The organism is Paenibacillus camerounensis, assembly GCF_000723885.1.
In the GTDB taxonomy this organism is placed as follows: domain Bacteria; phylum Bacillota; class Bacilli; order Paenibacillales; family Paenibacillaceae; genus Paenibacillus_AQ; species Paenibacillus_AQ camerounensis.
Genome location: NZ_CCDG010000014.1, coordinates 14,581 through 38,910, shown reverse-complemented (window position 1 = coordinate 38,910; position 24,330 = coordinate 14,581). Strand labels below are relative to the sequence as shown.

Below are 24,330 nucleotides of genomic sequence, written 5' to 3'. Positions count from 1 at the left end.
AGAGGCAGGGAAGCGCTGCGGGGAATGGAAAAGGATTATTTGTGTTTTGTTTAATGTTATTTTTGTTATTTGTGGGTCGATAAAATATAGATGAAACGTTCATTAAATTAGGTTTTGATACATAAATTAGAAAATGAAAGCGCGTTAAAACCGAAAAGTCGTCAAATTTTGATTGACCGTTTGCCTAACGGGTGGTAATATTTGTTATGCAAAATAAAAACAAAAATAATAACAAAAGAAAAGGTGGTATGCCGAAAAGAACGGGTTTTCTGCAAAGTTGTTATTTTTTTATACACGTCTGTAAGCGCTTTATTTAAATTACGGGAGGTTATACGAATGAAAAGAGTGAAGGGGTATTCCGTTTTATTGCTGTGCCTGGTCTTTCTGCTTACAGCCTGCAGCGGCGGGAATAATGCAGCGAACAGTCCGAAAAATAGCCCGACGGCAGAGCCTGCCGCAACAGAGGCGGTTGCAGAAGCGACGGCAGAGCCTACTGCGGCACCGGTGGATATGGGCGGGCGTGTCATTAAAGTAGCTGCCTGGTGGGACCTCAAGCCTGCGGGAAATTCCGCTTCCGAGAAGGAGCGGCTGGCCAAGATTGCCGAGGTAGAGAAGAAATACAACTGCACATTCGAATTCGTGAATGTACCGTTTGAAGAATTTATGCCGAAGTTCACAGCAACTGCGCTTACAGGGGAACCTTTTGCGGACATCGTGATTATGGAGTACAACTCGGCGTGGCCGGCCATCCTCAAGGGACAGCTGATGAAGGTCAGCGAGTTCACAACGGCTGAATCCAACATTAACAACGAAGCGACACTGCTGGTCAAAGCCCCGCAGATCGCCAATGAATATTACGCTTTTGCGGAGCCGGGAACCGGCGGCGCGGGCCTGCATTACAACCGTGACCTATTCAAGAAGCTGGGCCTGCCTGACCTGCAGGAGGTATACGCAAGCGGACAATGGAACTGGGATAAGTTCATCGAAATCGCTAAGCAGGCCACCAAGGATACCGATAATGACGGCAAAATCGATACGTACGGCTTCTCTGGCTGGGCTATCGACATCCTCCGCAACTTCTCTGCTGCTAACGGAGGCAAAATTGTGGATGAAGCCACAGGTACCCAAGGCCTGACCGATCCAAAGGTTATTGAGACCGCTGAATTTATCAACCGCCTCTACAATGTGGAGAATGTCATGAAGGTCAAAGGAACTGACAAAGTCGGCTATGACGAGTTCAATACCTTCAAAGACGGCGATGTGGCTATGTTCCCGGCCCCGGTGTGGAATCTGGGCGATCTGACCTTTGATTTCGGTGTTGTGCCGTTCCCTAACGGCCCGTCAGGATCGCCTGAAGTGACGTATGCGGATAACGGAAAGAATGCCTTCTTTATTCCTAAGGGAGTAAAAGACCCGGCGGCTGCTTACCAGGCGTTCGAGGAGACGTATGACATTACCCAGACCGGTGATTTCCCGAGCCAGGAATGGCTGGAAAGCATCTATGCCCATGAAGAAGATGTAGCAATGCTGCATGATCACATCAACAATACGGGCCAGATCCTGCTGGAAACGGCTTATCCCGAGTTCCCGACCTACGGCTACATGAAGGATATTATCGTAGATAACCAGTCGGTTACAGCGACTGCCGAGAAGTATAAACCGGAAGCAGAGGCTTCCATCGCCAAGCTGGGCAAGTAACAGGAGCGGCCTGGGCCGCTTTTGCGGCGGGGGAGCCTGCGGGCTCCCCCTGCTGCATACAGGTAAGATTTCACCACAGCAAGGCGGACCTTCCCGTACAAGGGGAACTGCTGCTTTTGCTGTAAGGAGGACTTCTGGTGACCGGTAAAACAAGCCGTTTTAAACTGGCCAAGAATATAACGCTTGCCGCTTTAGCCTTGTTCCTTATGCTTCCGGCAGGCTTGAACGTACAGGCAAATGCAAGTGACAAGTCAGGACCGGCAACAAAAAATACGCAGGCAACAGCCGCATCCGGTCAAATGCCGGACAGTGCAGCTGCTGCAGGAGGAACAGCGGCCTTTAACCAGGATAAGTACACGGCTTACCTGGCCGGGCATAAGGATGCTGCCAGACCGGAGCAGGAGATCATTATTGAGGCTGCCGATTACAGTCTGACTGAGGGCAGCGGAATCAGCAGGCTGTCTGATTACGAAGGGATGGCCGGAGAGTCATTACTCACCGGAGAGGCCGGCAAAGTGGAATGGACGGTCAATGTTGCTGAAGCCGGACTCTACAATCTGTCCATGCTGTATTACCCGGTTGCAGGCAAAAGCTCGGCAATTGAGCGCGCATTGTATATTGACGGGGAGCTCCCGTTTCGTGAAGCTGCTTTTCTGCAGTTTGACCGCATCTGGGTGAATCAGCTGGATCAGCTGGAGACGGATAATCAGGGAAATGACCTGAGACCCAGACAGCTTGAGCAGCCGCGCTGGAGCGAGAAGCCGTTTCAGGATTCTGACGGGTATGAGAATGAGCCCTTTTTATTTTATTTTTCCAAAGGCACACATACGCTGGCACTGGAGTCTTCCAGAGAGCCGGTTATCATCAGGCAGCTGAAGCTGTACAAGCAGCCTGTGCTGTTGTCTTACGCAGAGTTGAAGCAGCAGCTGGATGCCGCCGGTGTGCAGTCTTCCGCTAAGCAGCTGCTGGTCATTGAGGGAGAAGCGGCAGCAGCCAAATCATCGCCGACGCTGTACCCGCTCAGTGAGCGTTCAAGCTCTGCTGTTCATCCCTACAGCTCCTCCAAAATAAAAATGAACACCATTGGCGGATTTAACTGGCGGATACCCGGCCAGTGGATCGAATGGGAAATTGATGTGCCTGAGACCGGACTGTACAAGATGGCCTTTAAAACACAGCAAAATTTTGTAAGAGGGATTTATTCCACCCGCAGGCTGACCATTGACGGCGAGGTGCCGTTTGCTGAAATGTCCATGGTCCCTTTCCGCTACAAAAGCGGCTACCGGCTGGATGTGATGGGCGGAGATGAACCCTATCTGTACAATCTTGAGCAAGGAAAACATGTAGTGCGGCTTGAGGTCAGCCTCGGCGAATTCGCCCCGCTGATCCGTGAGGTGGAGGAAAGCCTGTACAACCTCAACTCCATGTACCGCAAAATTCTGATGATTACCGGCACGAAGCCTGATGAATACCGCGATTACCAGCTGGATAAAAAGGTGCCGGATATGCTGGAGGTATTCGGGACCGAGCATGACCGGCTGAGAGACGTAGCCAAACGGCTGGTAGAGCTGTCAGGTCAGTCCAGTGACCAGGAAGCGCTGCTTAAGACGATGGCGCAGCAGCTCAGCGAGCTGATTGAGGACCCGGACACCATCCCGAGAAGACTTACCGCCTATAAGACGAATACCGGGGGCCTCGGCACATGGGTTCAGCAGGCCAGAGAGCAGCCGCTGGAGATTGATGCGCTGTATGTGGCTTCGCCGGATATGAAGCTTCCGAAGAAAGGGATGGGGCTTGGCTCGAAAATAAAACACGAGACAGCTACATTCCTGGCCTCCTTCTTCACGGATTACAATCAGATCGGGAATGTCTCCAACGAGAAAGACCAGAAATCAGTTACGGTCTGGATTGGCAGCGGACGCGACCAGGCGAATACGATGAAGGCGATGATCGATGAGACCTTTACCTCAGAGACAGGCATTAACGTCAATCTGAAGCTGGTGAATATGTCCACTCTGCTGCCGGCCACACTGGCCGGTCAAGGCCCCGATGTAGCGATGCAGATCGGAACGGATCTTCCTGTTAACTTTGCCATGCGTAATGCGGCGGCTGACCTGACGCAGTTTGCCGATTTTACAGAGGTGGAGGGGCGTTTCCGCGACAGCGCGATGGTACCGTTCGTCTATGACGGCGGTGCGTATGCACTGCCTGAGACCCAGACCTTCAATATGCTGTTCTACCGCAAGGACATTCTGGAGGAGCTTCATCTTGAGGTGCCCCAGACGTGGGAGGATGTATCCACACTGCTGGCTGTGCTCAGCAAGAACCACATGCAGTTTGGTCTGCCGGTTGTGATCCAGTCTGCTATTCAAGGACAGAATATTCCGCCTAACTCGATGTACGCGGCACTGCTGTTCCAGAACGGCGGCCAATTCTACCGTAACGGCGGGGAGGAGTCAGATCTCGATTCCCGGACCGGTATTGAAACGTTCAAGCAATGGACGGAATTCTACACCGATTACAAGCTTGAAAAGGAATATGACTTCGCGAACCGGTTCCGTACCGGGGAAATGCCTTTTGGCATAGCGGATTACACCGTCTACAACCAGCTGTCTGTGTTCGCTCCGGAGATCCGGGGCATGTGGGGCTTCGTACCGATACCGGGAACCGTGAAGGCGGATGGTACGATTGACCGCACGGTCTCCAGCGGCGGGAGCGGTGTCATTATGATGGAGAAGGCGGAAGACAAGGATGCGGCCTGGGCGTTCATGAAGTGGTGGACGAGTGAGGAGACACAGACCGTGTTCGGGCGCGAAATGGAAGGCCTGATGGGGGCCGCTGCGCGTTATCCGACCGCCAATATCAAGGCGCTGGACAGTCTGCCCTGGCCGGTTGCCGATTACGATAATCTGAAAGCCCAGTTTGAGTGGGCTGAGGGTGTGCCTGAGGTGCCGGGCGGATATTTTACGGGCAGACACTTATTCAATGCTTTCTACAAAACGGTAGTCGGCAATGTGGAGGCCCGGGAATCCATCATGGACTACGTGCAGTATATACAGGATGAGATCAGCACCAAACGCAGAGAGTTTGGCCTATAGCAGCAAGGGGGAGGAGCAAGCCGTGCAGAGTTGGTGGAGCCTGAAATGGCATGAGATAAGAGCCAATAAGCATTCCTACTTTTTAATGGCACCGTACATGATCCTGTTCGCCGTATTTACGGTGTTACCTGTCCTGGTGTCGATTGTGCTCAGCTTCACATATTTCAACATGTTAGAATTTCCGAAATTTATCGGCTGGCAGAATTACACCCGCCTGTTCCTTGAGGATGATGTCTTTCTGATTGCCCTCAAAAATACGCTGCTGTTTGCAGTGATTACAGGGCCTATCAGCTACATTGCCTGTTTTGTGTTCGCGTGGATCATTAACGAGCTGTCACCCAAGCTTAGAGCGGTAATGACACTGGTCTTCTACGCGCCATCCATTTCGGGGAATGTCTACTTCATCTGGCTGATGATTTTCTCCGGTGACCGTTACGGGATTATGAACGGCCTGCTGCTGAGATTCGGCTTCATTCTGGAGCCGATTCTGTGGCTGAAGACGGAAGGCTATATCATGCCCATTATCATCCTGGTGCAGCTATGGCTCAGTCTGGGAACCGGCTTCCTGGCTTTTATTGCCGGCCTGCAGACAGTCGACGGCACCTTATATGAAGCCGGAGCTGTAGACGGAATCAAAAACCGCTGGCAGGAGCTGTGGTACATCACACTGCCGTCGATGCGGCCGCAATTGATGTTCGGCGCCGTAATCCAGATTACGACCGCTTTTGCCGTAGCCGATGTCTCCATTGCCTTGGCCGGGTTCCCGAGTGTGAACTATGCGGCGGAGACGATTGTTACGCATTTAATTGATTTTGGCACCACCCGGTTTGAGATGGGGTATGCGTCAGCGATTGCTACTGTCCTGTTCCTGATCATGGTCGCCACGAACCTTCTCGTCCAAAAGCTCCTTAGAAAGGTGGGTGAATAATCATGAATATCCCCTTTCAGGCCAATACCAGAAGGCGGATCGGACGCGCGGTCCGGATGCCCAAAAAACGGGTGAACCGTTCAGCCTGGGGCACGTTTTCACTGTTCGCCCTGCTGACCCTCTTCGGGGCCTTTATGATTCTGCCGCTGGTTTATGCCATTAACAATGCGTTTAAGCCGCTGGATGAGATTTTCATTTTCCCGCCGACCCTGTTTGTGCGGAATCCTACGCTGAATAACTTTGTTGACCTGTTTAACCTGCTTGGGAATTCGTGGGTGCCGTTCTCCCGTTATATTTTTAACACGGTGTTCATTACAGGCGCAGGCATTATCGGACACGTCATCTTTGCCTCGGCAGCGGCATACCCGCTGGCCAAGCATCATTTTCCCGGCAAAAAAGTGCTGTTCACCATCGTGGTCCTGTCGCTGATGTTCACGCCGGCCGTGACTGCCATGCCTAACTATATGATTATGTCCTGGCTGGGGCTGATCGACACGTACTGGGCCGTTATTGTACCGGCATTCGCCTATTCACTCGGCCTGTATCTGATGAAGCAGTTCATGGAGCAGATTCCGGATGTGCTGCTGGAGGCCGCCAAAATCGACGGTGCCAGTGAATACCGCATCTTCTGGACGATCGTTATGCCTAACGTCAAGCCGGCCTGGCTGACGCTGATTATTCTGCTGTTTCAGATCCTGTGGGGCAGTGACGGCAACGGCTTCATCTACAGCGAACAGCTGAAGTCGCTCCATTTCGCGGCAGGGCAGGTAGTAGCGGGAGGCATTGCGAGATCCGGTGCGGCGGCGGCAGTGGCGCTTATTCTGATGAGTGTGCCGATTACGCTGTTTGTTTTTTCGCAGAGCCGGATTATTGAGACGATGGCTACTTCAGGAATGAAGGACTAGGGGGGAAGGCAGTTGATTGCAAAAAAGTGGCTGCTTGCAGGGACAATGGCATCCCTGCTGCTGAGTTGTGCGGCTCCCGCGCCAGTGAATGCCGAGGCCGTGCCATATGAGAGCTATAACTATAATTACTGGGAGGAAGCTGTGCCTGCACCCGCAGCCTATATCCCTGACCGTACCCTTACAGGCAAGGATCTCGGGGTGGGCGATTTCCTGGACCCCGCCGATATGGTCGTTGCGGACAGCGGGCTGATCTATATCGTGGACACCGGGAATGCCCGGATTATCTGTCTGGACAGCAGTTGGAAGGTTGATAAGGTCATCACCGGCTTTGACAACGCCGGCAAGGAAGAGACCTTTAAGAATCCTTCGGGCCTGTATGTTAATGACGAAGGCAATCTGTTCGTGGCCGACACGGATAACGGGCGCATCGTCGTTCTGTCCCCGGAAGGGGAACTGCTGCGGTTGATTGAGCAGCCGGAGTCGGATATTCTGCCGGCGGATTTCAAGTTTATCCCGGTTAAGGTAACGGTGGATCAGGCGGAACGGGTCTATGTCATTGCCAAGGGCATCTTCGAGGGAATTATGCAGTTCGATGAGAACGGGGTGTTCATCGGCTATGTCGGCACGAATAAGGTCAAGCGCGACTACACCGAGTATATCTGGCGGATGTTCTCCACCAAGGCGCAGAAGGCACAGATGGCATTGTTCGTGCCTACGGAATTCTCCAACATTGATGTGGATGACAAGGGGTTCCTGTATGCGACGAATATTGATCCGGGCTCGAAGGAGCCGGTCAAACGGCTTAATCCCTCCGGTGAGGATGTGCTGAAACGGTTCGGCTACTTCGATGTTCTGGGGGATATCCGGTACCGGATATCGGTGGGGCCGTCTAAGTTCACGGATATCAAGGTGCTTCCGAACGGCATGTACAGTGCGCTGGATGCCAATCAGGGCAAAGTGTTCACCTACAACGATGAAGGCGATCTGCTGTATGTATACGGCGGCAAGGGCAACCAGACCGGGACGTTCAAAATACCGGCAGCCATTGAGTATGCCGGCGGCAGCCAGCTTGTGCTTGACCGGGGAAAGGGCAACATCGTGATCTTCAAGCCGACCCGGTTCGGCAGCATTGTGAATGAGGCCGCCGGCTATCATTACAATGGTGAGGATGCACAGGCGGTTCCCGTCTGGAAGGAAGTCCTGAAGCTGAATGCCAACTATGATATCGCGTATATCGGCATAGGCAAGTCACTGCTGATGGAGAAAAACAACAAGGAAGCGATGAAATACTTCAAGCTCGGGATGGACCGGGACGGTTATTCCGTAGCCTTCAAACGATACCGCAGAGAAGTGATGCAGGAGCACTTCGGAACCTTCCTGACATCGGTAATGCTGCTGGTTGTCTTATGGATTGTCTACCGTATATTCGGCTTCTGGAGAAAAAAGCGGCAATCCCGGGCTTCAAGGCAGGCTCCGCATAACCATAAGGAGGGGAACGCCCATGAGGCAGGATTTCATTAAATTCCCGCTGCACCTCATTGTGCATCCGTTTGACAGCTTTTGGGATATGAAATATGAGGGCAAAGGAAAGCTGCGGGTAACACTGACCATTCTGCTGCTTGTAGTGATCTCCATGATTCTGAAGAATCAGTTCGCAGGCTTTCTGGTCAATTATAATGACCCGCGCCAGTTAAACAGCATTACACAGCTGTTTACCGTGATTTTTCCTTTCTTCCTGTGGTGCCTGTCCAACTGGGCCATAACAACGCTGATGGACGGCGAGGGGAAATTCAAGGAGATTATGATGGCTACGGGCTATGCGCTCGTTCCTATTGTCATTATTTATACGCCGATGGTCGTAGCCAGCCGGTTCATGGCAGAGGAAGAAACCGCCTTCTATTATTTGATGATGTCAGTGGCATCCATCTGGTTCATCGCACTGCTGTTCGTCGGCATTATGACCGTTCATCAGTACACCGTGCTCAAGACGATTGTAACGATGCTGCTGACGGTAGTGGTTATGGGCATTGTTGTATTCCTCGGGACCCTTGTCCTGAGCATGATTCAGCAGATTACCGAGTTCTTTATCAATATTTACCGTGAATTGATTTTCCGTACATGAAGGAGGCCGCATCTGTGAAAAAACGAAAATTACCGGCTGCGGTGCTGGCCTGTGCCGCAGTTCTCTGTATTATTGCCGCGGCTGTACTGTACTTCAGCTCCCGCGGAGCGGAAGCCGTTGAAGCCTCCGCCTACATGGAGGTAACATCTGAGCTTGAAGCGGGAAGCGAGCTGGCTGCACTGCCGGACGCCTCCGGGGGTGTGAACGGCATGCTGCTGGCAGCGGAAGATGCAGAGCTGTCCTTATACTATAATGCTGAAACGACTGAAATAGCGGTAAAGGACAAACGGACGGGCCAGCTCTGGTACAGCAATCCGGAGGGCCGCAATGAGGATGCGCTGGCCTCCGGCTTTGAGAAGGAGTTGCTGTCCTCGCAGCTGACTGTATTGTTCCGTGATGCTGTAGGCACACTGGAATCCTACACCAATTTCGCCCAGAGCATCAGCAGTAAGCAGTTCACGGCCGAGAGCCTGAAGAACGGGCTGCGGATTACTTACACCATCGGGGATACCTCGGCAGGCATTGATGCGCTGCCGCAGTATATCAGCCAGGCCCGGCTGGAGGAGGCGGTGCTGTCCAAGCTGGATGCAGCGACTGCCAAGTATGTTGCAACCCGCTACTATCCGAAGGACGGCAGCCCCGAGATCATGGAACGGATTGATGCCCAGGTATCCAAGCCGCTGGTGCTTAAGAAAATGACCGCTGCCTTTGTGCTGGCGGGCTATTCTGCTGAGGATCTGGCACAGGATAATGCGGAGAACGGTATCGGCGGGGGATCGGGGGCGTCCAAGCCTAATTTCATTATTCCGCTGGAATACCGGCTGGAAGAGGGTTCACTGGTCGTAACCATTCCTGTAAATCAGGTCAAGGAGAGCGGGCAATATCAGATCCGCAGTCTGGAGCTGCTGAGTATGTTCGGCGCTGCGGACCAACTGACGGACGGCTATATGCTGGTTCCAGACGGCTCAGGCAGCCTAATCCGTCTGAACAACGGCAAAGTGAAGGAAGAGCAGTATGTGCAGCGTGTGTACGGGCCGGACCCGAATGACAACAGCTACCGGCGCGGGCAGGTCAGCCAGAACGCCCGGATGCCGGTCTTCGGCATGAAGGCCGGGGATGGCGCATGGTTCGCTGTTATTGAGAAGGGCGATGCCATCGCCAGTATTGCCGCCGATATCAGCGGCAAAAAGAATTCCTACAATTTCATTCACAGCAGCTATTCCCTGCGGGGCGAGGATGAGCTTGAGCTGTATACGGGATCAACCATCCAGGAAATACAGCTGCTTAGCGAAGAACTCTACAAAGGCGATATTCAGGTCCGCTACAGCTTCCTGAGCCAGGATAAAGCCAGCTATTCCGGGATGGCTGAGCTGTACCGGGATAAGCTGGTCTCGGAGAAGGCGCTCACGCCTCTGTCCAAGGAGCAGGATATTCCGTTCTACCTGGATATGCTGGGTGCTGTCGACAAGCAGAAGTCACTGCTCGGCGTGCCTTACCGCTCCGAGATTTCCATGACCTCCTTCCGGCAGGCTGCGCTGATTGCAGGAGAATTGAAGCAGGACGGCGTCGGCCGGCTGCTGATGCGGTACACCGGCTGGTCCGGCAAAGGCGTGAATCACTCCACGCCGGATAAGCTGAAGACGGAAAGCGTGCTTGGCAGCAGGTCAGAGCTGACCCTACTTCGGGATCAGCTGGCACAGGCAGGCGGAACCCTGTTCCCGGATGTGGCTTTCCAGCAGGTCTATCATGATGACAGCGGGTTCACGCCCTCCTCAGATGCCGCAAGGTTTGTCACCCGGGAGGAAGCGGAGCTGTATCCGTATAACCGGGCGCTGAACCGGATGGATATGAGGCTTGGCAGCTATTACTTGTTATCACCAGCCAAGCTGCCCTATTATGTTAACTCGTTCATGGATAAATATGCCGGCTTTGAAATGGAAGGCGTATCGCTGCGGGATCTCGGCAATGTGCTGAGCTCCGATTTCCGGTCCAGCCGGGTGATCCAGCGGGAAACGGCCAAGGCTATCGTGGAGGAGCAGCTGGACAGAATCAGCCGGGATGCAGGACAGACGATGGTTTCTGGCGGCAACGCCTATGCCTGGCCATATGCCGACCATCTGATTAATGTTCCTGAGTCCTCAAGCGGGTTTGCGCTTACGGATGAAGCGGTGCCTTTCTATCAGATGGTGGTTCACGGCTTCATCAGCTACACCGGAACACCGGTCAATCTGAGCGATGAGCAGGATATGCACACGCAGCTGCTCCGCTCCGTTGAGCTGGGGTCAGCGCCTTATTTCTCCTGGTCCTATGAGCCGTCCTCGAAGCTGAAGTTCACGCATTTTGACAGCATGTATGCAACCTCCTATGAGGACTGGTATGATCAGGCGGTTTCCATGTACAAGGAAGTGAATGAGGTGCTTTCTCCGGTACAGCATGCGCAGATCGTAAACCATACACGCCACCAGGAGGGTGTTGTGGAGGTGCAGTACAGCAACGGTATATCTATCTATGTCAACTACACCGGCAAGGATGTATCCGTGCGGGGAACCGCTGTCGGTGCAGGACAATATGTGATTGAAGGTGAAGCGTCATGAACGGAAACAAGCTGAGCCTGCAGCATAAGCGCTCTTTGCTGGGAATTGCTTTTATAGCACCGTGGCTGCTCGGATTTATATTCCTGTTCGCTGCCCCGCTGCTCCGGTCCATCCAATTCAGCTTCAGTAAATTAACCGTTGATCCTTCGGGTTTTACGCTTCAAGGGGTGGGCTGGGCCAATTTCAATAATGCTTTGTTTGTCGATGCAAGCTTCAACCGCGTCCTGACTGAATCGGTCTGGGATATGGTGCTGAATGTGCCGATGATCCTGTTCTTCAGCCTGTTCTCGGCAACGCTGCTGAACCAGAAATTCAGGGGGAGAATCGTCGCACGTGCCATCTTTTTTCTGCCGGTTATTCTGGCGTCCAATGCCATATCGGCAGCAGAAGCCTCGGGGCTGATCAATCTGGTCGGTGATGCGACAGCCGTGAATGAACTGGGCCAATCCGGCTCCCAGTACAACGTTATGTCCATGGTCATGATTCTGAGCGAGATCGGTCTGCCGCTGTCGTTCGTGGACTACATTGTCGATGCGATTCTGCGGATCTATGAGATTATTACAAGCTCAGGTGTGCAGATTCTGATCTTCCTTGCAGCGCTGCAGTCCGTTCCCGGAGCGATGTATGAGGTGGCGAAGATTGAAGGGGCGACTGCTTATGAATCCTTTTGGAAAATCACCTTCCCGCTCGTGAGCCCGCTGATCCTGACTAATGTAATCTATACGATCATTGATTCCTTCTCAGGCAGCGCGGTAACAAAAATGATCTTCACCACGGCGTTCACCACCCAGAACTTCGGGCTGAGTGCGGCGATGTCCTGGATCTATACGCTGATAATCAGCATCATCCTGGTCATAGTGGGCTATGTGCTGTCCAAACGGGTGCATTACAACTGATTTATGCAAAGGAGGATACGGCATGCAGTCTCCGCAAGCTGTCCGTAAAGAAGCCCAGCATTACAGAATCCAAAAGGTGAGAGGCAGGGCAGTCGATATCCTGTACGCATTGTTCCGTTATGCGCTGGTCATAGGGATATCCTTCATCATTATTTATCCGCTGTTGATGAAGTTCTCCATTGCCTTCAAGGATAAGACGGATATTTACAATCCGACGATTTATATGATTCCGGTTCATTTTACGCTGGACAATATCAGAATGGCAATGCAGATTCTGGATTACTTCCCGCTGCTCGGCAATACACTGCTGTTCGTTGTCGTGACGACCCTGCTGACCACGGCCTCCTGTGCCCTGGCCGGATACGGCTTCGCCAGATTTAACTTTCCGGGAAGCAGCCTTTTGTTCGCACTCGTCATTCTGACATTGCTCGTGCCGACCAGCACGCTGATGGTGCCGATGTACCTGCATTTCAGAAGCTTCGACATTCTGGGAATCATTCATCTGATCACCGGTAAGTCCGGGCTCAACCTGCTCAATACGTACTGGCCTTCCATTATTACCTCGGCAACTGCGATCGGGCTGAAGGCGGGCCTCTTTATCTATATCTTCCGCCAGTTCTTCAAGGGGATGCCGAAGGAGATTGAAGAAGCAGCGCTGATTGACGGCGCGGGCGGAGTAAAAACGTTCCTGCGGATCATGCTGCCCAATGCGGTCTCGCCGATGATCACCGTCATCCTGTTCTGCTTCGTGTGGCAATATAATGATACCTTTTTCACTTCGCTCTTTATGAGTGAACTGGCGCTCATGCCTACCAAGGTCAGCTCGCTGGCGGCTCAGGCCAATGCCCTGATTCCGGGTATGCTGGGGGCAGGCGGGGGCGGGTCTGCGGTTAAGGCTGATCCAAACCACGTAGCCATGATTATTGACACCGGCATTCTGCTGGCCATTATTCCGCTGATTCTGCTGTATCTGGTTGTGCAGCGGTATTTTGTGGAGAGCGTGGAGCGGAGCGGCATAATCGGATAATTAGTTTTGAGATGCTGGAGAGCTGCTTCGCTGCCTCCGGCATTTTTATGAAATATACAGAAACGGATACCGTCCTGTTTAGGACGGTGTAGCCGTTTCTACTTGCAGGAAAGGGTGCGTACAATGAAAAATAAACATCCGTTCAGCCTGATCATCCTGCTGCTGGCGGCTGCCCTAGCCTGGCCTGCTGCGCCCGCGCAGGCCAAGGAAGCCGGGATACCGCTGCAGGCTTATGTGGAAGCGCTGGGTCCCGGCTGGAATCTGGGCAATACCTTTGAAGCCAGCGGAGCTGAGACCTCCTGGGGCAACCCGCCTGTGACCAGGGCTTTTATAGACCAGCTTGCTGCCGAGGGCTACAAGACGATCCGTCTTCCGATCACCTGGAGGCACCGGATGGGGGATGCCCCGGACTATGCCATTGATCCGGCCTTCATGGCGCGCATTCAGGAGGTAGTTGACTGGTCGCTGGAGGCGAAAATGCATGTGATGATCAACCTCCACCATGATTCCAACTGGATTATGAACATGGCGGCAGAGCATGATGAAGTAATGGCTAGATTCAACGCCGCCTGGACGCAGATTGCCGGGCAATTCAAGGATTACCCGGATACGCTGATGTTCGAGAGTGTCAACGAGCCGCGTTATTCCGACGACTGGAGCAAGGATGAGCCGGAATATTTCACGATGCTGGATGAGCTGAACGTCTCCTTTCACAGCATCGTCCGCAGCTCCGGCGGCAACAACGGCAAACGTCCGCTGGTACTCTCTACGCTGACAGCCGCCCCGACTGAGGCCAGGCTGCAGGAGCTGTCAAAGACCATAAGTAAGCTCAAGGACAAGCGGCTGATCGCAACGTTCCATTACTACGGATATTATGCGTTCAGTGTGAACACAGCCGGCGCTATAACCTTTGATGACACGGCCAGGCAGGATTTAATTCAGGCCTTTGACCTTGCCTACGACATCTTTACGTCCAAAGGCATTCCGGTTATTGTCGGTGAATACGGCCTGCTGGGGTTCGATAAATCACTGGAAACGGTGCAGCATGGCGAGATTCTGAAGTTTTTTGAATACATCGGCTACTATGCCCGGGAGAAAAAAATGCCCTTGCTGCTCTGGGACAACGGACAGCACTTCGACAGGCGCACCTTCAAATGGGTGGATGAGGAGCTGCATCAGGTGATGGTGCAGGGCTGGAAGGGGCGTTCCTCCAATGCGCAAAGCGATTCGGTCTACATTAGAAAAGGCTCGCCGCTGCAGGATACCGCGCTGGAGCTGAACATGAACGGCAACACCTTCAGGGAGCTGCTGTCCGGTGACAAGGTACTGATCGAGGGCACGGACTACAGGCTTGAGGGAGAGCAGTTAATACTCACCTCCGCACTGCTGGAGAGGCTGCTCAAGGAGGAGTATGGGGTGAACGCGGTGCTGACGGCGAGGTTTAGTGGCGGAGCTGACTGGCCCATCAAGCTGATTCACTATGACACGCCTGTTCTGCGAAGCTCGCAGGGGCCGCAAGGAATCTATTCCCTGCCGGTTTTGTTTAACGGGGATAGTCTGGCTACGCTGGAAGCGGTCTATACCACAGGCGGCAATGCCGGCCCGGATGAGTGGACGCCGTATAAAGAATATATCCGGCATTTCTATCCAGATTACAAGACCGGTGAAATCAAGTTCACGGATGATTTCTGGAGCGGGGTGAAGGACGGGGAGATGCAGCTGCGGATGCATTTCCGCAGCGGGGAAACCGTTCCTTATACGATAACCAAGGAGGGCTTCTCCATTATCGGAGTTTCTGCTGATGATGCAAAGTCGGCGGCGGCAGTGCAGGAGCCGGAGCAGCCGGCAGAAAGTCCTGAGCCTTCTTCCACACCGGAGGAATCAGCCGTTCCCGCACTGGCCCCTGCCGGAGAGGAAGCCGAATCTGTGCCGGGGAGCGGCAGCAGGCTGATGGTAATCCTAGTGCTCATAACAGGAGTGGCTGTCCTGGCAGCGGCCGGAATCTATTGGGGTAGAAGAGGAAAACGGAAGCGCGGCAGATGATACGGCAGGGGTTCTGTTACAGGGACGTAGTGAGACCTTTTGGCTGCGGCTGATTCAAACGGCGGGAAGCGGGGCTATGGTATAGTAAGAACTAACTTATACATTACATAGGAGGCCTCCCATGCTGAAATCATTGCAAGCCATAGAAGCTTACCGCGAAGGCCGGCTGCAGCCTTCGGCCGGGCCGGCATGGCTTCATATTATTGTGTCTGCCGAGATGCCGATTGTTAACCTGGAGCGGGTGGAGTCGCTGCAGGAGCTGGATCAGCGGAATCCCGTGCTGGATTACGTGGAACGGAGTCTCAGGCTGCTTGACAGCCTGCAGCTGTCTTACTGGATCAGGGAGCTGGCCGAAGAGACGCTGGTCTGGTCGGAGACGGCCAAAGGCGGGACCCCGCACCAGCGCCGGAGGTGGCAGGAGGAGGGCATCAACTGCTTCGCCCATAATATAGGCTCTGCCCAGCTGTACTGGCAGCACACTGCAGGGGAGACGTTTGAGATCGCCGGAAGGCCGCAGGTCTCTGCTCTCAGAGCGGCTGGTGTACCGGACGCGGAGACGCTGGTCATTGTGCACCGCCTGATCGAGACGCACGGGCTGCTCGGCCAGCAGATCCGCGGCGAGGTTCCGCCGGAGGTCAACCGTCCTCTGGCGGTAATCATGGAGGAAGGGCTGCTGACCGCGGATGAGCTGGAACGGCTGCTGTTTGCGCTGAACCATTGCATTATCGGGGCCGTTTCGCCGGTGCTGTGGCAGGATGTGCGCAGCGGGATCATGGAGCTGATCGCTGCCGTCACATCCGGCGAGCCGGCTGAGCCGCTGCCGATGAAGGAGCGGCTGCGGCGCATGCGGTCCGGCCCGATCCTCCGCGGGGAGGATTTTGCAGCGGAATGGAGCCGTCTGGAGCAGGAGGGGCTACCCGCAGAAATGCTTGAAGAGCTGCAGCCGGCTACCTTCTGGTATGCAGAATCCGCACTGCAGACCTTTTCATTGGAGCAGTTCCTGAAGGTGCTGGCGCTGGCTGCCCGCAGCAGTGGCGGCAACAGCGGCAACGGCAACGGCAACGGCATAGGTCATCTCAGCTTTGAAGCCGTGATGAACAGCATCTATTACGATTACAAGGGAACCAAGAAAATTAATGTATATAAGAAGCGGATTATCGAAAAGTATCTGTCGGGGCTGAGCTGGAGGGATATTGCCGGGGGGGCGATTACTCCAGGCAATCCGCATTTGATACACAGGCTGCGGCGGCAGGGGCATCTGCCGGATACGGTGTTTTTCGACTTCGAGTTCTCGCCTGCCGCAGAGAAGCTGATTGAGTTCTGCATGGAGGCCGAGAAGTCGGTGCTGTATGAACGGGCGGTGCTGATGCTGTTCGATCTGTTTGAGCTGCGGCGCGATGCCTTCGACCGGTTCCATAATGAGGACAGCTATCTAAGCCAGATGAATGATACTGCAGATTATAAATCCGTCATTCTCGATTATATTAGCGGCACCACCGTGCTGGACATCGGGCCGGGCGGCGGTGTGCTGCTGGATCTGATCGAAGAGCGGATGCCCGGAGTTACACCGGTCGGCATTGATATCTCCAGCAATGTGATCGAGGCTTTGCAGCAGCGCAAGGCGCGGGAAGGGCGGCGCTGGGAGGTGCAGCAGGGAGATGCGCTGAATCTGAAGGAGTATGTGGATGCGGGCAGGGTGGACACGGTTATTTTCTCGTCCATTCTGCATGAGCTGTATTCTTACGTGCCGATGGATGGCCGGAAGTTTAACCACCGGACCGTTGCTGCCGCGCTGGTGAGCGCTTTTGAGGTGCTGGCTGAAGGCGGAGTGATCATTATCCGTGACGGGATTATGACGGAGCCGGAGACGCAGCAACGCAGAATCCGCTTCCTGGAGGAGAACGGGCTGGAGTGGCTGAAGCGGTATGCGGAGGATTTTGCCGGACGGGAGATTCAGTACCGGGTACTTTCAGAGCAGGAAGTACAGATGCCGGTGAACGATGCGATGGAGTTTTTGTATACGTACACCTGGGGAGCGGAAGCTTACGTTCATGAAGTCCAGGAGCAGTTCGGTTACTTCACTCCGTCGCAGTATGAGGCTTTTATCCGGGAGCATTTAGGCCAGCGGGCGCAGCTTGAAGTGTTCCGACACTACTTGCAGGAGGGTTACACCGAGGCTCTGCGCGGCCGGATTAGCCTGATGGATGAAGACGGAATAGAGGTGCTGCTACCGGACAGCACCTGCTTTATTGTGATCCGTAAGGTAGCGGCGGCAGACTGAGACCGGTAGTGTGAAGCAACAATCAGGCCTGAGACTGTATTGGCATAACGCCGGTGCAGTTTCAGGCCTGTTGCATGTCCGGTGGCTGGCATGCCAGCCACTCCGTCTACCCGTTAAGCTCATCGTCCGCCGCAGTGGTTCCGCTGCACAGCTCAAGGAATGACCCGGCTATAACAATAGAGTCCTCATAACCGAGACTGCCGGAATGTGACACCCGAATTGGGTACTCTCCTTCGCTGTCTGCAGGGCTGCGCATATCCCAGATATAATGGTTGCCGCTCCCGTCCATCGCAAAGGGCACTGCTCCCGGCATATACTCCGGAAACTCATAAGCCAGCATCATGGCACGCAGTTCTCCGGCGCTGAAGAACTGGAAATACCGGTCGCCGTTGCCGAACTCGCCCCCGTCAGAATAACGTAAAAAGTCCAGATAGCTTGCAGGCAGCGGCATTTGCGGTATGGACCACAAGCCGGGATCAAACGGCGTATATTGTGCATGCAGCGGATGCGCTGCCGGGAAGGGATTGCGCTGTCTGCTGACAATCTCCTGCCGCTCGCTCTCCGTCAGCGGCAGATGCCAGCCGGCTGTGAAAGACTCCAGCTCCGCAGCGGAGAGGCCTGGCTGCTGCTGATAGCTGCTGCTGAATGTGCTGCTCCAGATCATATAAGGTGCCTCCTTAATAGTTCATCTGATGAATGGATAATAACGTTAAGCTTAATAAAGCAGCCTGGCTAATGCAAATATCAGGGGACACGGCCGGAGGGGGACGGCTTCAGCTTTGGGATGCCGGAAATAACAAAAGGAGCCGCACATGCGGCTCCCCTTGGAGAAACTCTATTTCAGCGTAACATCCAGCGAACTGATTTTACCTTTACGAATCTTGAAGTCATGTCTGAACAGCTGCGGGGCGGGAACCCGGTTCCGGTTAAATTCGCCTTCCATCTCTGCCGTTACAGCAATCCTGTCTCCAGACTCCTCAATTTCATTAATGGTGAAGCGGACCTTGGCCGAGAACAGCTCTGCTTCGCCCCAGGCCGCTATAGCTTCTTTGCCCTGAATCTGCTTCCCGTTATCCCTGACTACGGCTTCTTCAGCGAACAAATCGATAAAAGCCTCCGGCTGATATTGGTTGATGGTATTGTAATATTCCTGTACTTCACTCGGCATAGTGACATGTTGATTCATGGGATCTGCCTCCTGTAAGTAAATTTACCGGACGGGGACACCCGTCCTTACAGGTACTTAACCGTATCGGGGGAGCGGTAAGCAGCTTTCTCACGGATGCAGCTGTCCCACACCCGCAATCTGCACCGCCTCTTTACGGAATTCCGAAGGCGAGCAGCTCATCGCTTTGCGGAACACTTTAATGAAATAGCTGACGTTATCAAAGCCGACCTCCAGCGCGATGTCGGAGATTTTGCGTTCAGTCTGCTGCAGCAGGGCGGCCGCCTGGCGGATGCGGTAGGAGTTGATATAATCCACCGGCGTCTTGCGGGTCATCGCCTTGAAGAAACGGCAGAACTGGCCCTCGCTCATCGGAATCAGCTCAGACAGGTCACGGGTGCGGATCGGCTCCTGATAATTCTCCTGGATATACAGGATAACCTTTTTGAGCCTGTTAACCTTGGCGTTATCGGCACCCGGCGACAGGCTGTGGTTCACAGAGCGGTCCGGCGCGGCAATCTGTGACAGCATAATCAGCAGGGTTCCTTTCATAAAGGCCTCAAATCCGGGCATTTTATTAGCATATGCGTCCATCATCCGCTCGAGCTGGTGCAGCAGCTCCTGCTGCCAGGGAACAGCCGGGGTAAGATGCCGCGGGAAGCTCTGGCGCTTCTCCTGAAGCGGCAGAATAACCGTCTGCTGAATGGTATCGTACTGGGCGCTGGCCAGCAGATCCGGATGAAATACAAGTGCGCAGAAGCGGCAAGGGCCTTCCTTCAGGACATGAGCGGCATGGATATCCCCGGATTCGATGAACACGGCTTCCCCTACCTGGAGCGGAAAATAATCGGTATCCACCTGGAACAGGATTTCCCCCTCCAGCAGCATAAAAAACTCCGCCTCCTCATGCCAGTGGGTATCCAGGATGTGAGTTCCGGCCGGAAGCTCGATCCAGTAGGCGGCCAGCGGGAACATAACATCACCGTGTACGCGGTCTTCTTTTAGCAATCGCTGGGACGTGCGGTCCATAATTATGCCTCCTTGGCAGATAAACATCAAAATAGTGTTATAAATAAGCTATATTATATTAGTTTTGTTTATTTTTTATCGTTATAATGCAACTATAAACACCAAATTGAAGGGTGGCAAGCACACTTATGAAATTTACAGATGGCCTTTGGCTGGTTCGTGAAGGAATCAATATCAACGGCGCAGTGCAGAACTATGCAGTGGAAAAAACTGCTGAGGGTCTGACTGCAATTACACAAACAACTCCAATTACAGGACGTGCAGCAACACTGAACTCCACGCTCCTTACTGTTAAATTCCATTCCCCGCTTCCCGGCGTGGTAGGCGTGAAGATCATTCACAATGACGGCGTTATTGACCGCGGACCGGCTTTTGAGCTGACCAAGGGTACCGGCGATCATGTACAAATCGAAGAAACCGAAGCACAAACCGTGCTGGTAAGCGGCGGACTCCGTGTTGTCATCAACAAAGGCACACATTGGTCCGTAGACTTCTACCGCGGTGAAGAGCGCATTACCGGCAGCGGTTTCAAATCCATGGCTTACATCACCGATCAGGACGGCAACACGTTCATGCGTGAAGAGCTGGATATCGGCGTAGGCGAATATGTATACGGGCTGGGCGAGCGCTTCACTCCTTTTGTGAAGAACGGACAAGTTGTTGACCTCTGGAACAAAGACGGCGGCACCAGCTCCGAGCAGGCTTACAAGAACATTCCGTTCTATGTAACCAGCAAAGGCTACGGCGTATTCGTTAATCACCCGGAACTCGTTTCGTATGAAATCGCTTCGGAAAAAGTAAAGAAAGCCCAGTTCAGCGTAGCTGGCGAGAGCCTTGAATATTTCGTAATCGAAGGACCTTCGATCAAAGAGGTTATCAGCAAATATACTTCCCTGACCGGTAAGCCTGCGCTTCCGCCGGCGTGGACCTTCGGCCTGTGGCTGACGACTTCATTCACCACTGACTACGATGAAGCTACTGTTAACTCCTTCGTAGAAGGTATGGCAGAGCGTGATCTGCCGCTGCATGTGTTCCACTTTGACTGCTTCTGGATGCGTGAATACCAGTGGACTGATTTCCAGTGGGACCCGCGCGTATTCCCGGACCCTGTAGGCATGCTGAAACGCCTGAAGGAGAAAGGCCTGAAGATCTGCGTATGGATTAACTCCTATATCGGACAGCGTTCCCCGTTGTTTGAAGAAGGCAAGAAGAACGGCTATCTGATCAAAAAAGCGAACGGCGACGTGTACCAGACGGACCTGTGGCAAGCGGGAATGGGTCTTGTAGACTTCACGAACCCTGCAGCCTGCGAATGGTATGCCGGTTACCTGCGTGACCTGGTGGACATGGGCGTGGACAGCTTCAAAACAGATTTCGGCGAGCGCATCCCTACGGATGTTGTGTACTTCGACGGCTCTGATCCGCAGAAGATGCACAACTATTACACCCAAATGTACAACAAGGTTGTATTCGACGTACTGGAAGAGAAGCTTGGCAAAAATGAAGCAGCAGTGTTTGCACGTTCGGCTACAGCCGGCGGGCAGATGTTCCCGGTTCACTGGGGCGGCGATTGCTATGCAGACTACGAGTCGATGGCAGAAAGCCTGCGCGGCGGCCTGTCGCTCGGTCTGTCCGGCTTCGGCTTCTGGAGCCATGATATCGGCGGCTTCGAGAATACGGCTCCGGCGCATGTGTTCAAACGCTGGCTGGCCTTCGGCCTGCTCTCCAGCCACAGCCGTCTGCACGGCAGCACCTCGTACCGTGTGCCTTGGGCGTACGATGACGAAGCGGTTGATGTTACCCGGTTCTTCACCAAGCTCAAATGCAGCCTGATGCCTTACCTGTATGATGTTGCCGGACAGGCGCATGAGCAGGGCTGGGCTTCGATGCGGGCCATGGTGATGGAGTTCCCTGAGGATCCGACCTGTGAAGTGCTGGACCGCCAGTACATGCTGGGCGACAAGCTGCTGGTTGCTCCGATCTTCCAGGAGAACGGCGAAGTGAAATACTATCTGCCGGCCGGCCGCTGGACGCACCTGCTGAGCGGCGAGACCGTAACAGGCGGAGCATGGCGCAAAGAGAAGCACGACTTCTTCAGCCTGCCGCTGTTCGTCCGCCAGAACTCGCTGCTTGCTACAGGCAGTGAAGATACCCGTCCGGATTATGATTTTGCCGACGGCGTGAAGTTCGGCCTGTACTCGCTGGAAGACGGCGCTGCTACAACTGCGGTTGTCCGCGACATCAAGGGTGCGCCTGAGCTGACTGTGAAGGCTGAGCGCCAGGGCAGCAAGGTAACTGTAACGGCTGAAGGCAACGGCAAAGCGTTCTCGCTGGCTGTGAAGGACCTGGGTGCCATCGCATCCGTAGAAGGTGCTGAACAGGCAGATGAAACTACTGTGAATGTGGCTGCGGGAGATAAGTCTGTCTCCTTCACCATTACATTGAAATAAGGTAAGACCAGCTCTCTAATGGCCGGGAACAGATTGTTCCCGGTTTATTAGGGAGTTTTTTTGGAGCATATAAAGGAACCTCTGAGTATAGGCGGAGATATGTGATGATTGTGATTTTTCAGAGTTTTGCTTTTAAGCTAAGTGGAATTTCGCCATCTAATTCTTAGCCAACCGCTGATTAGAGGCATACTAGGTGGAAAAATGACACTTAATTGTGCAGTATTTGCTGTTAATGGGGTATAAGGGAAAATAAGAGACGATGGAATTAAGTGACGAAAATCCAATTAAATGTTGGTCGGAGTCCGGTTAGAAGCTACTGGATTTGCCGGCCTAACAGAATAGGAGAAAGCATTATGAACAATAAAGACAACAACGGATTGCTCAGCCAGATTGATTACTCAGCGGCAACAGCAGTATCTACTGCAGCGAATTATATTATGAATGCGGCGGAGCCGTTCACTCATACATACCGGACTTATCTACGCCTGCGGGAGAGCGGCAGCCTGACGCTGAAGCTCTGGCACAGCAACAGCGTGGACTCCACCTGGGATCTGGGGCAGGAAGCCAAGGGCAGTGAGCCGGGCGGAGAGTGGGAGATCGAAGCCGCTTATATCGCTGACGGCGGGCTTGTGCCTGACGGCACAGTTACGCCCGGGACGCAGGTGGCGGTTACGTTCAACGGAGCAGGCTCCCGGCAGGTTGCTCCCGGCGAATGCTTCTGGAGCGACGCGGCTGAACTAGAGCTGCCGGAGGGGCACTTTCTGGCGTTCACCTGGACGATCAGGACGCTGAAGCCGGGCAAGTCTTTCCCGTATAACGTTGAGGATATGCTGGTCAGCGGATATGATGCTGAAGGCAGCCTGGCAGGCAATGAGACGGCTGAAGGATTCACGGAGTCGGAGAAGCTGCTGGTAGCCCCAAGCTATATTGGCTACAAGAAGCAGGTAGCCAAGAAGCTTGTCTTGCTGGGTGACTCCATTACCCAGGGTGTGCGTACGGAGAAGAACGCTTATACCTACTGGGCGGCGCGTATTGCTGAAGGGCTGGGAACAGATTACGGCCTGTGGAACATCGGATCAGGCTGGGGCAGAGCCTATGATGTGGCAGCGGACGGTCCGTGGCTGAACAAGGCGAAGCAGGGTGATGAGGTATTAATGGTGCTGGGCGTCAATGATCTGGATATCGGCAAACGGACCGCAGATGAGCTGCTCGGTGATCTGGCGGCGATAGTCATCAAGATCAAGGCAGCCAATCCGGCAGCCTCAGTTATACTCAGCACCGTGCCCCCGTTCAACTTCGCTGAGGAGAGGGAGACCTGCTGGCGTACGGTAAATGCGGCGATCCGCAGCAATCCTCCGTCCGGAGCAGACCGCGTATTCGACATCGCGGCTATATTATCGGAGCCTTCCCCGCTGGAGCACCGGATTCGTCCGGAATACATGAGCAATGAATTTGACCCGCATCCGAACGGACACGCCGGCAAGGCGGTGGCTGATGCTTTTCTGGCCTGGTACGGTCAGGCAGACTAAAGTAAAGAACCCTGGAAGCGAAGCAGCATACTATGTAGTACTTTGAACAGGAAGGTAGTGTGCTTACAATGGGGATTCAGGCGGGGATGCAGCAGAGAGTACTGTATCAGGCGGATAATCAGTATGTACAGAATCTGAAGTCAGTCAGACATCATTTACATCATATATGCAGACAGCATGTTAATCAGCTTGTACAGGTGCAGACGATGGACGGACAGATAGTTACAGGGAGAATTCTGGGCTGTGACCGGGGTTTATTTTATCTGGGGGTACAGCAGCATGGGGGACAACGGGCTTTTTTCGGAAGCAGCGACGAGGCCATTCTTACCCTTGTGCTGTATGAGCTGCTGGTTATTACACTTCTGTATACTTGATTTTTCTGGTGCAGCACTAGCCGAGCCAGGCAGCCGATGTACGGCTGCCTGGCTTCTTGCTGCTTAGCTTTTGGTTACTAGAATGTTCTAAGGATGATTACCAGCAGAATGTAGAGTACCAGGATTGTAGTAGTGGAAGTAAACAGACCGCCTACATTTGCACAACCGCTCATCGTATTACCTCCTCCGCA

The 24,330-nt window shown here is 53.7% G+C and carries 18 protein-coding genes; 14 read left to right on the top strand and 4 right to left on the bottom strand.

Going from position 1 to position 24,330, the window contains the following annotated elements; translation table 11 throughout:
- Positions 1-336 precede the first annotated feature (336 nt).
- The 11 genes from BN3772_RS05975 to BN3772_RS05925 all read left to right on the top strand — a co-directional run bounded on the left by BN3772_RS05975 (position 337) and on the right by BN3772_RS05925 (position 17,592).
- Positions 337-1,698, top strand: a complete 1,362-nt coding sequence (locus BN3772_RS05975) for an ABC transporter substrate-binding protein (protein WP_042197774.1) — start codon at positions 337-339, stop codon at positions 1,696-1,698.
- Between the two features lie 137 nt (positions 1,699-1,835).
- Complete coding sequence (locus tag BN3772_RS05970; protein WP_244444689.1) at positions 1,836-4,796, top strand: extracellular solute-binding protein; 2,961 nt, start codon at positions 1,836-1,838, stop codon at positions 4,794-4,796.
- A gap of 22 nt (positions 4,797-4,818) precedes the next feature.
- Entirely contained in the window at positions 4,819-5,724 is a 906-nt protein-coding gene (locus BN3772_RS05965) for a carbohydrate ABC transporter permease (protein ID WP_231576400.1), read from the top strand.
- A 2-nt stretch (positions 5,725-5,726) separates the two neighbouring features.
- Positions 5,727-6,629, top strand: a complete 903-nt coding sequence (locus BN3772_RS05960) for a carbohydrate ABC transporter permease (RefSeq protein WP_042197772.1) — start codon at positions 5,727-5,729, stop codon at positions 6,627-6,629.
- A 12-nt stretch (positions 6,630-6,641) separates the two neighbouring features.
- A complete protein-coding gene (locus BN3772_RS05955) occupies positions 6,642-8,150 on the top strand; it encodes an NHL repeat-containing protein (protein WP_042197770.1) in 1,509 nt (502 codons plus the stop codon).
- Entirely contained in the window at positions 8,131-8,751 is a 621-nt protein-coding gene (locus tag BN3772_RS05950) for a Yip1 family protein (protein WP_042197768.1), read from the top strand. The genes BN3772_RS05955 and BN3772_RS05950 overlap by 20 nt, the downstream gene beginning before the upstream one ends.
- A 14-nt stretch (positions 8,752-8,765) precedes the next feature.
- Positions 8,766-11,345, top strand: coding sequence for a DUF5696 domain-containing protein (locus tag BN3772_RS05945; RefSeq protein ID WP_042197766.1), 2,580 nt, complete (start codon positions 8,766-8,768; stop codon positions 11,343-11,345).
- Complete coding sequence (locus tag BN3772_RS05940) at positions 11,342-12,241, top strand: carbohydrate ABC transporter permease (protein ID WP_042197764.1); 900 nt, start codon at positions 11,342-11,344, stop codon at positions 12,239-12,241. The genes BN3772_RS05945 and BN3772_RS05940 overlap by 4 nt, the downstream gene beginning before the upstream one ends.
- Before the next feature lie 22 nt (positions 12,242-12,263).
- Positions 12,264-13,268, top strand: coding sequence for a carbohydrate ABC transporter permease (locus tag BN3772_RS05935; protein ID WP_042197762.1), 1,005 nt, complete (start codon positions 12,264-12,266; stop codon positions 13,266-13,268).
- 123 nt (positions 13,269-13,391) lie between these two features.
- Positions 13,392-15,311: a cellulase family glycosylhydrolase gene (locus BN3772_RS05930; protein ID WP_086074424.1), complete on the top strand. Its 1,920-nt coding sequence runs from the start codon at positions 13,392-13,394 to the stop codon at positions 15,309-15,311.
- Between the two features lie 121 nt (positions 15,312-15,432).
- Positions 15,433-17,592 carry a class I SAM-dependent methyltransferase gene (locus BN3772_RS05925; protein WP_042197760.1) on the top strand — a complete coding sequence of 720 codons (2,160 nt, stop codon included), beginning with the start codon at positions 15,433-15,435 and terminating at the stop codon, positions 17,590-17,592.
- A 106-nt stretch (positions 17,593-17,698) separates the two neighbouring features.
- Here the strand turns inward: BN3772_RS05925 and BN3772_RS05920 are convergent, their stop codons facing one another.
- From BN3772_RS05920 to BN3772_RS05910, 3 genes are all read right to left on the bottom strand, one after another.
- Positions 17,699-18,253 carry an SMI1/KNR4 family protein gene (locus BN3772_RS05920; protein ID WP_425280420.1) on the bottom strand — a complete coding sequence of 185 codons (555 nt, stop codon included), beginning with the start codon at positions 18,251-18,253 and terminating at the stop codon, positions 17,699-17,701.
- 174 nt (positions 18,254-18,427) lie between these two features.
- The gene (locus tag BN3772_RS05915) at positions 18,428-18,778 is read right to left on the bottom strand and encodes a nuclear transport factor 2 family protein (protein ID WP_042197756.1); all 351 of its coding nucleotides are present in this window, start codon (positions 18,776-18,778) and stop codon (positions 18,428-18,430) included.
- A 90-nt stretch (positions 18,779-18,868) separates the two neighbouring features.
- The gene (locus tag BN3772_RS05910) at positions 18,869-19,786 is read right to left on the bottom strand and encodes a helix-turn-helix transcriptional regulator (RefSeq protein ID WP_042197754.1); all 918 of its coding nucleotides are present in this window, start codon (positions 19,784-19,786) and stop codon (positions 18,869-18,871) included.
- Positions 19,787-19,914: 128 nt separating this feature from the next.
- Between BN3772_RS05910 and yicI the strand changes: the two genes are divergently transcribed.
- The 3 genes from yicI (at position 19,915) to BN3772_RS05895 (ending at position 24,139) form a co-directional block, all read left to right on the top strand.
- Entirely contained in the window at positions 19,915-22,236 is a 2,322-nt protein-coding gene (gene yicI / locus BN3772_RS05905) for an alpha-xylosidase (protein ID WP_042197752.1), read from the top strand.
- A 353-nt stretch (positions 22,237-22,589) separates the two neighbouring features.
- On the top strand, positions 22,590-23,765 hold the full coding sequence (locus tag BN3772_RS05900) for an SGNH/GDSL hydrolase family protein (protein WP_042197750.1): 1,176 nt from the start codon (positions 22,590-22,592) through the stop codon (positions 23,763-23,765).
- 68 nt (positions 23,766-23,833) lie between these two features.
- Positions 23,834-24,139 carry a hypothetical protein gene (locus BN3772_RS05895; RefSeq protein WP_042173026.1) on the top strand — a complete coding sequence of 102 codons (306 nt, stop codon included), beginning with the start codon at positions 23,834-23,836 and terminating at the stop codon, positions 24,137-24,139.
- A 77-nt stretch (positions 24,140-24,216) separates the two neighbouring features.
- Here the strand turns inward: BN3772_RS05895 and BN3772_RS31005 are convergent, their stop codons facing one another.
- The gene (locus BN3772_RS31005) at positions 24,217-24,312 is read right to left on the bottom strand and encodes a YjcZ family sporulation protein (RefSeq protein ID WP_209443621.1); all 96 of its coding nucleotides are present in this window, start codon (positions 24,310-24,312) and stop codon (positions 24,217-24,219) included.
- Between the last annotated feature and the right edge of the window lie 18 nt (positions 24,313-24,330).

Bases quoted from the DNA above. Each gene is read 5' to 3' on its own strand.
- BN3772_RS05975 (WP_042197774.1), top strand. From the start codon at position 337: ATGAAAAGAGTGAAGGGGTATTCCGTTTTATTGCTGTGCCTGGTCTTT.
- BN3772_RS05960 (WP_042197772.1), top strand. From the start codon at position 5,727: ATGAATATCCCCTTTCAGGCCAATACCAGAAGGCGGATCGGACGCGCG.
- BN3772_RS05950 (WP_042197768.1), top strand. From the start codon at position 8,131: ATGAGGCAGGATTTCATTAAATTCCCGCTGCACCTCATTGTGCATCCG.
- BN3772_RS05940 (WP_042197764.1), top strand. From the start codon at position 11,342: ATGAACGGAAACAAGCTGAGCCTGCAGCATAAGCGCTCTTTGCTGGGA.
- BN3772_RS05935 (WP_042197762.1), top strand. From the start codon at position 12,264: ATGCAGTCTCCGCAAGCTGTCCGTAAAGAAGCCCAGCATTACAGAATC.
- BN3772_RS05930 (WP_086074424.1), top strand. From the start codon at position 13,392: ATGAAAAATAAACATCCGTTCAGCCTGATCATCCTGCTGCTGGCGGCT.
- BN3772_RS05925 (WP_042197760.1), top strand. From the start codon at position 15,433: ATGCTGAAATCATTGCAAGCCATAGAAGCTTACCGCGAAGGCCGGCTG.
- BN3772_RS05915 (WP_042197756.1), bottom strand. From the start codon at position 18,778: ATGAATCAACATGTCACTATGCCGAGTGAAGTACAGGAATATTACAAT.
- BN3772_RS05910 (WP_042197754.1), bottom strand. From the start codon at position 19,786: ATGGACCGCACGTCCCAGCGATTGCTAAAAGAAGACCGCGTACACGGT.
- yicI (WP_042197752.1), top strand. From the start codon at position 19,915: ATGAAATTTACAGATGGCCTTTGGCTGGTTCGTGAAGGAATCAATATC.
- BN3772_RS05900 (WP_042197750.1), top strand. From the start codon at position 22,590: ATGAACAATAAAGACAACAACGGATTGCTCAGCCAGATTGATTACTCA.
- BN3772_RS05895 (WP_042173026.1), top strand. From the start codon at position 23,834: ATGGGGATTCAGGCGGGGATGCAGCAGAGAGTACTGTATCAGGCGGAT.
- BN3772_RS31005 (WP_209443621.1), bottom strand. From the start codon at position 24,312: ATGAGCGGTTGTGCAAATGTAGGCGGTCTGTTTACTTCCACTACTACA.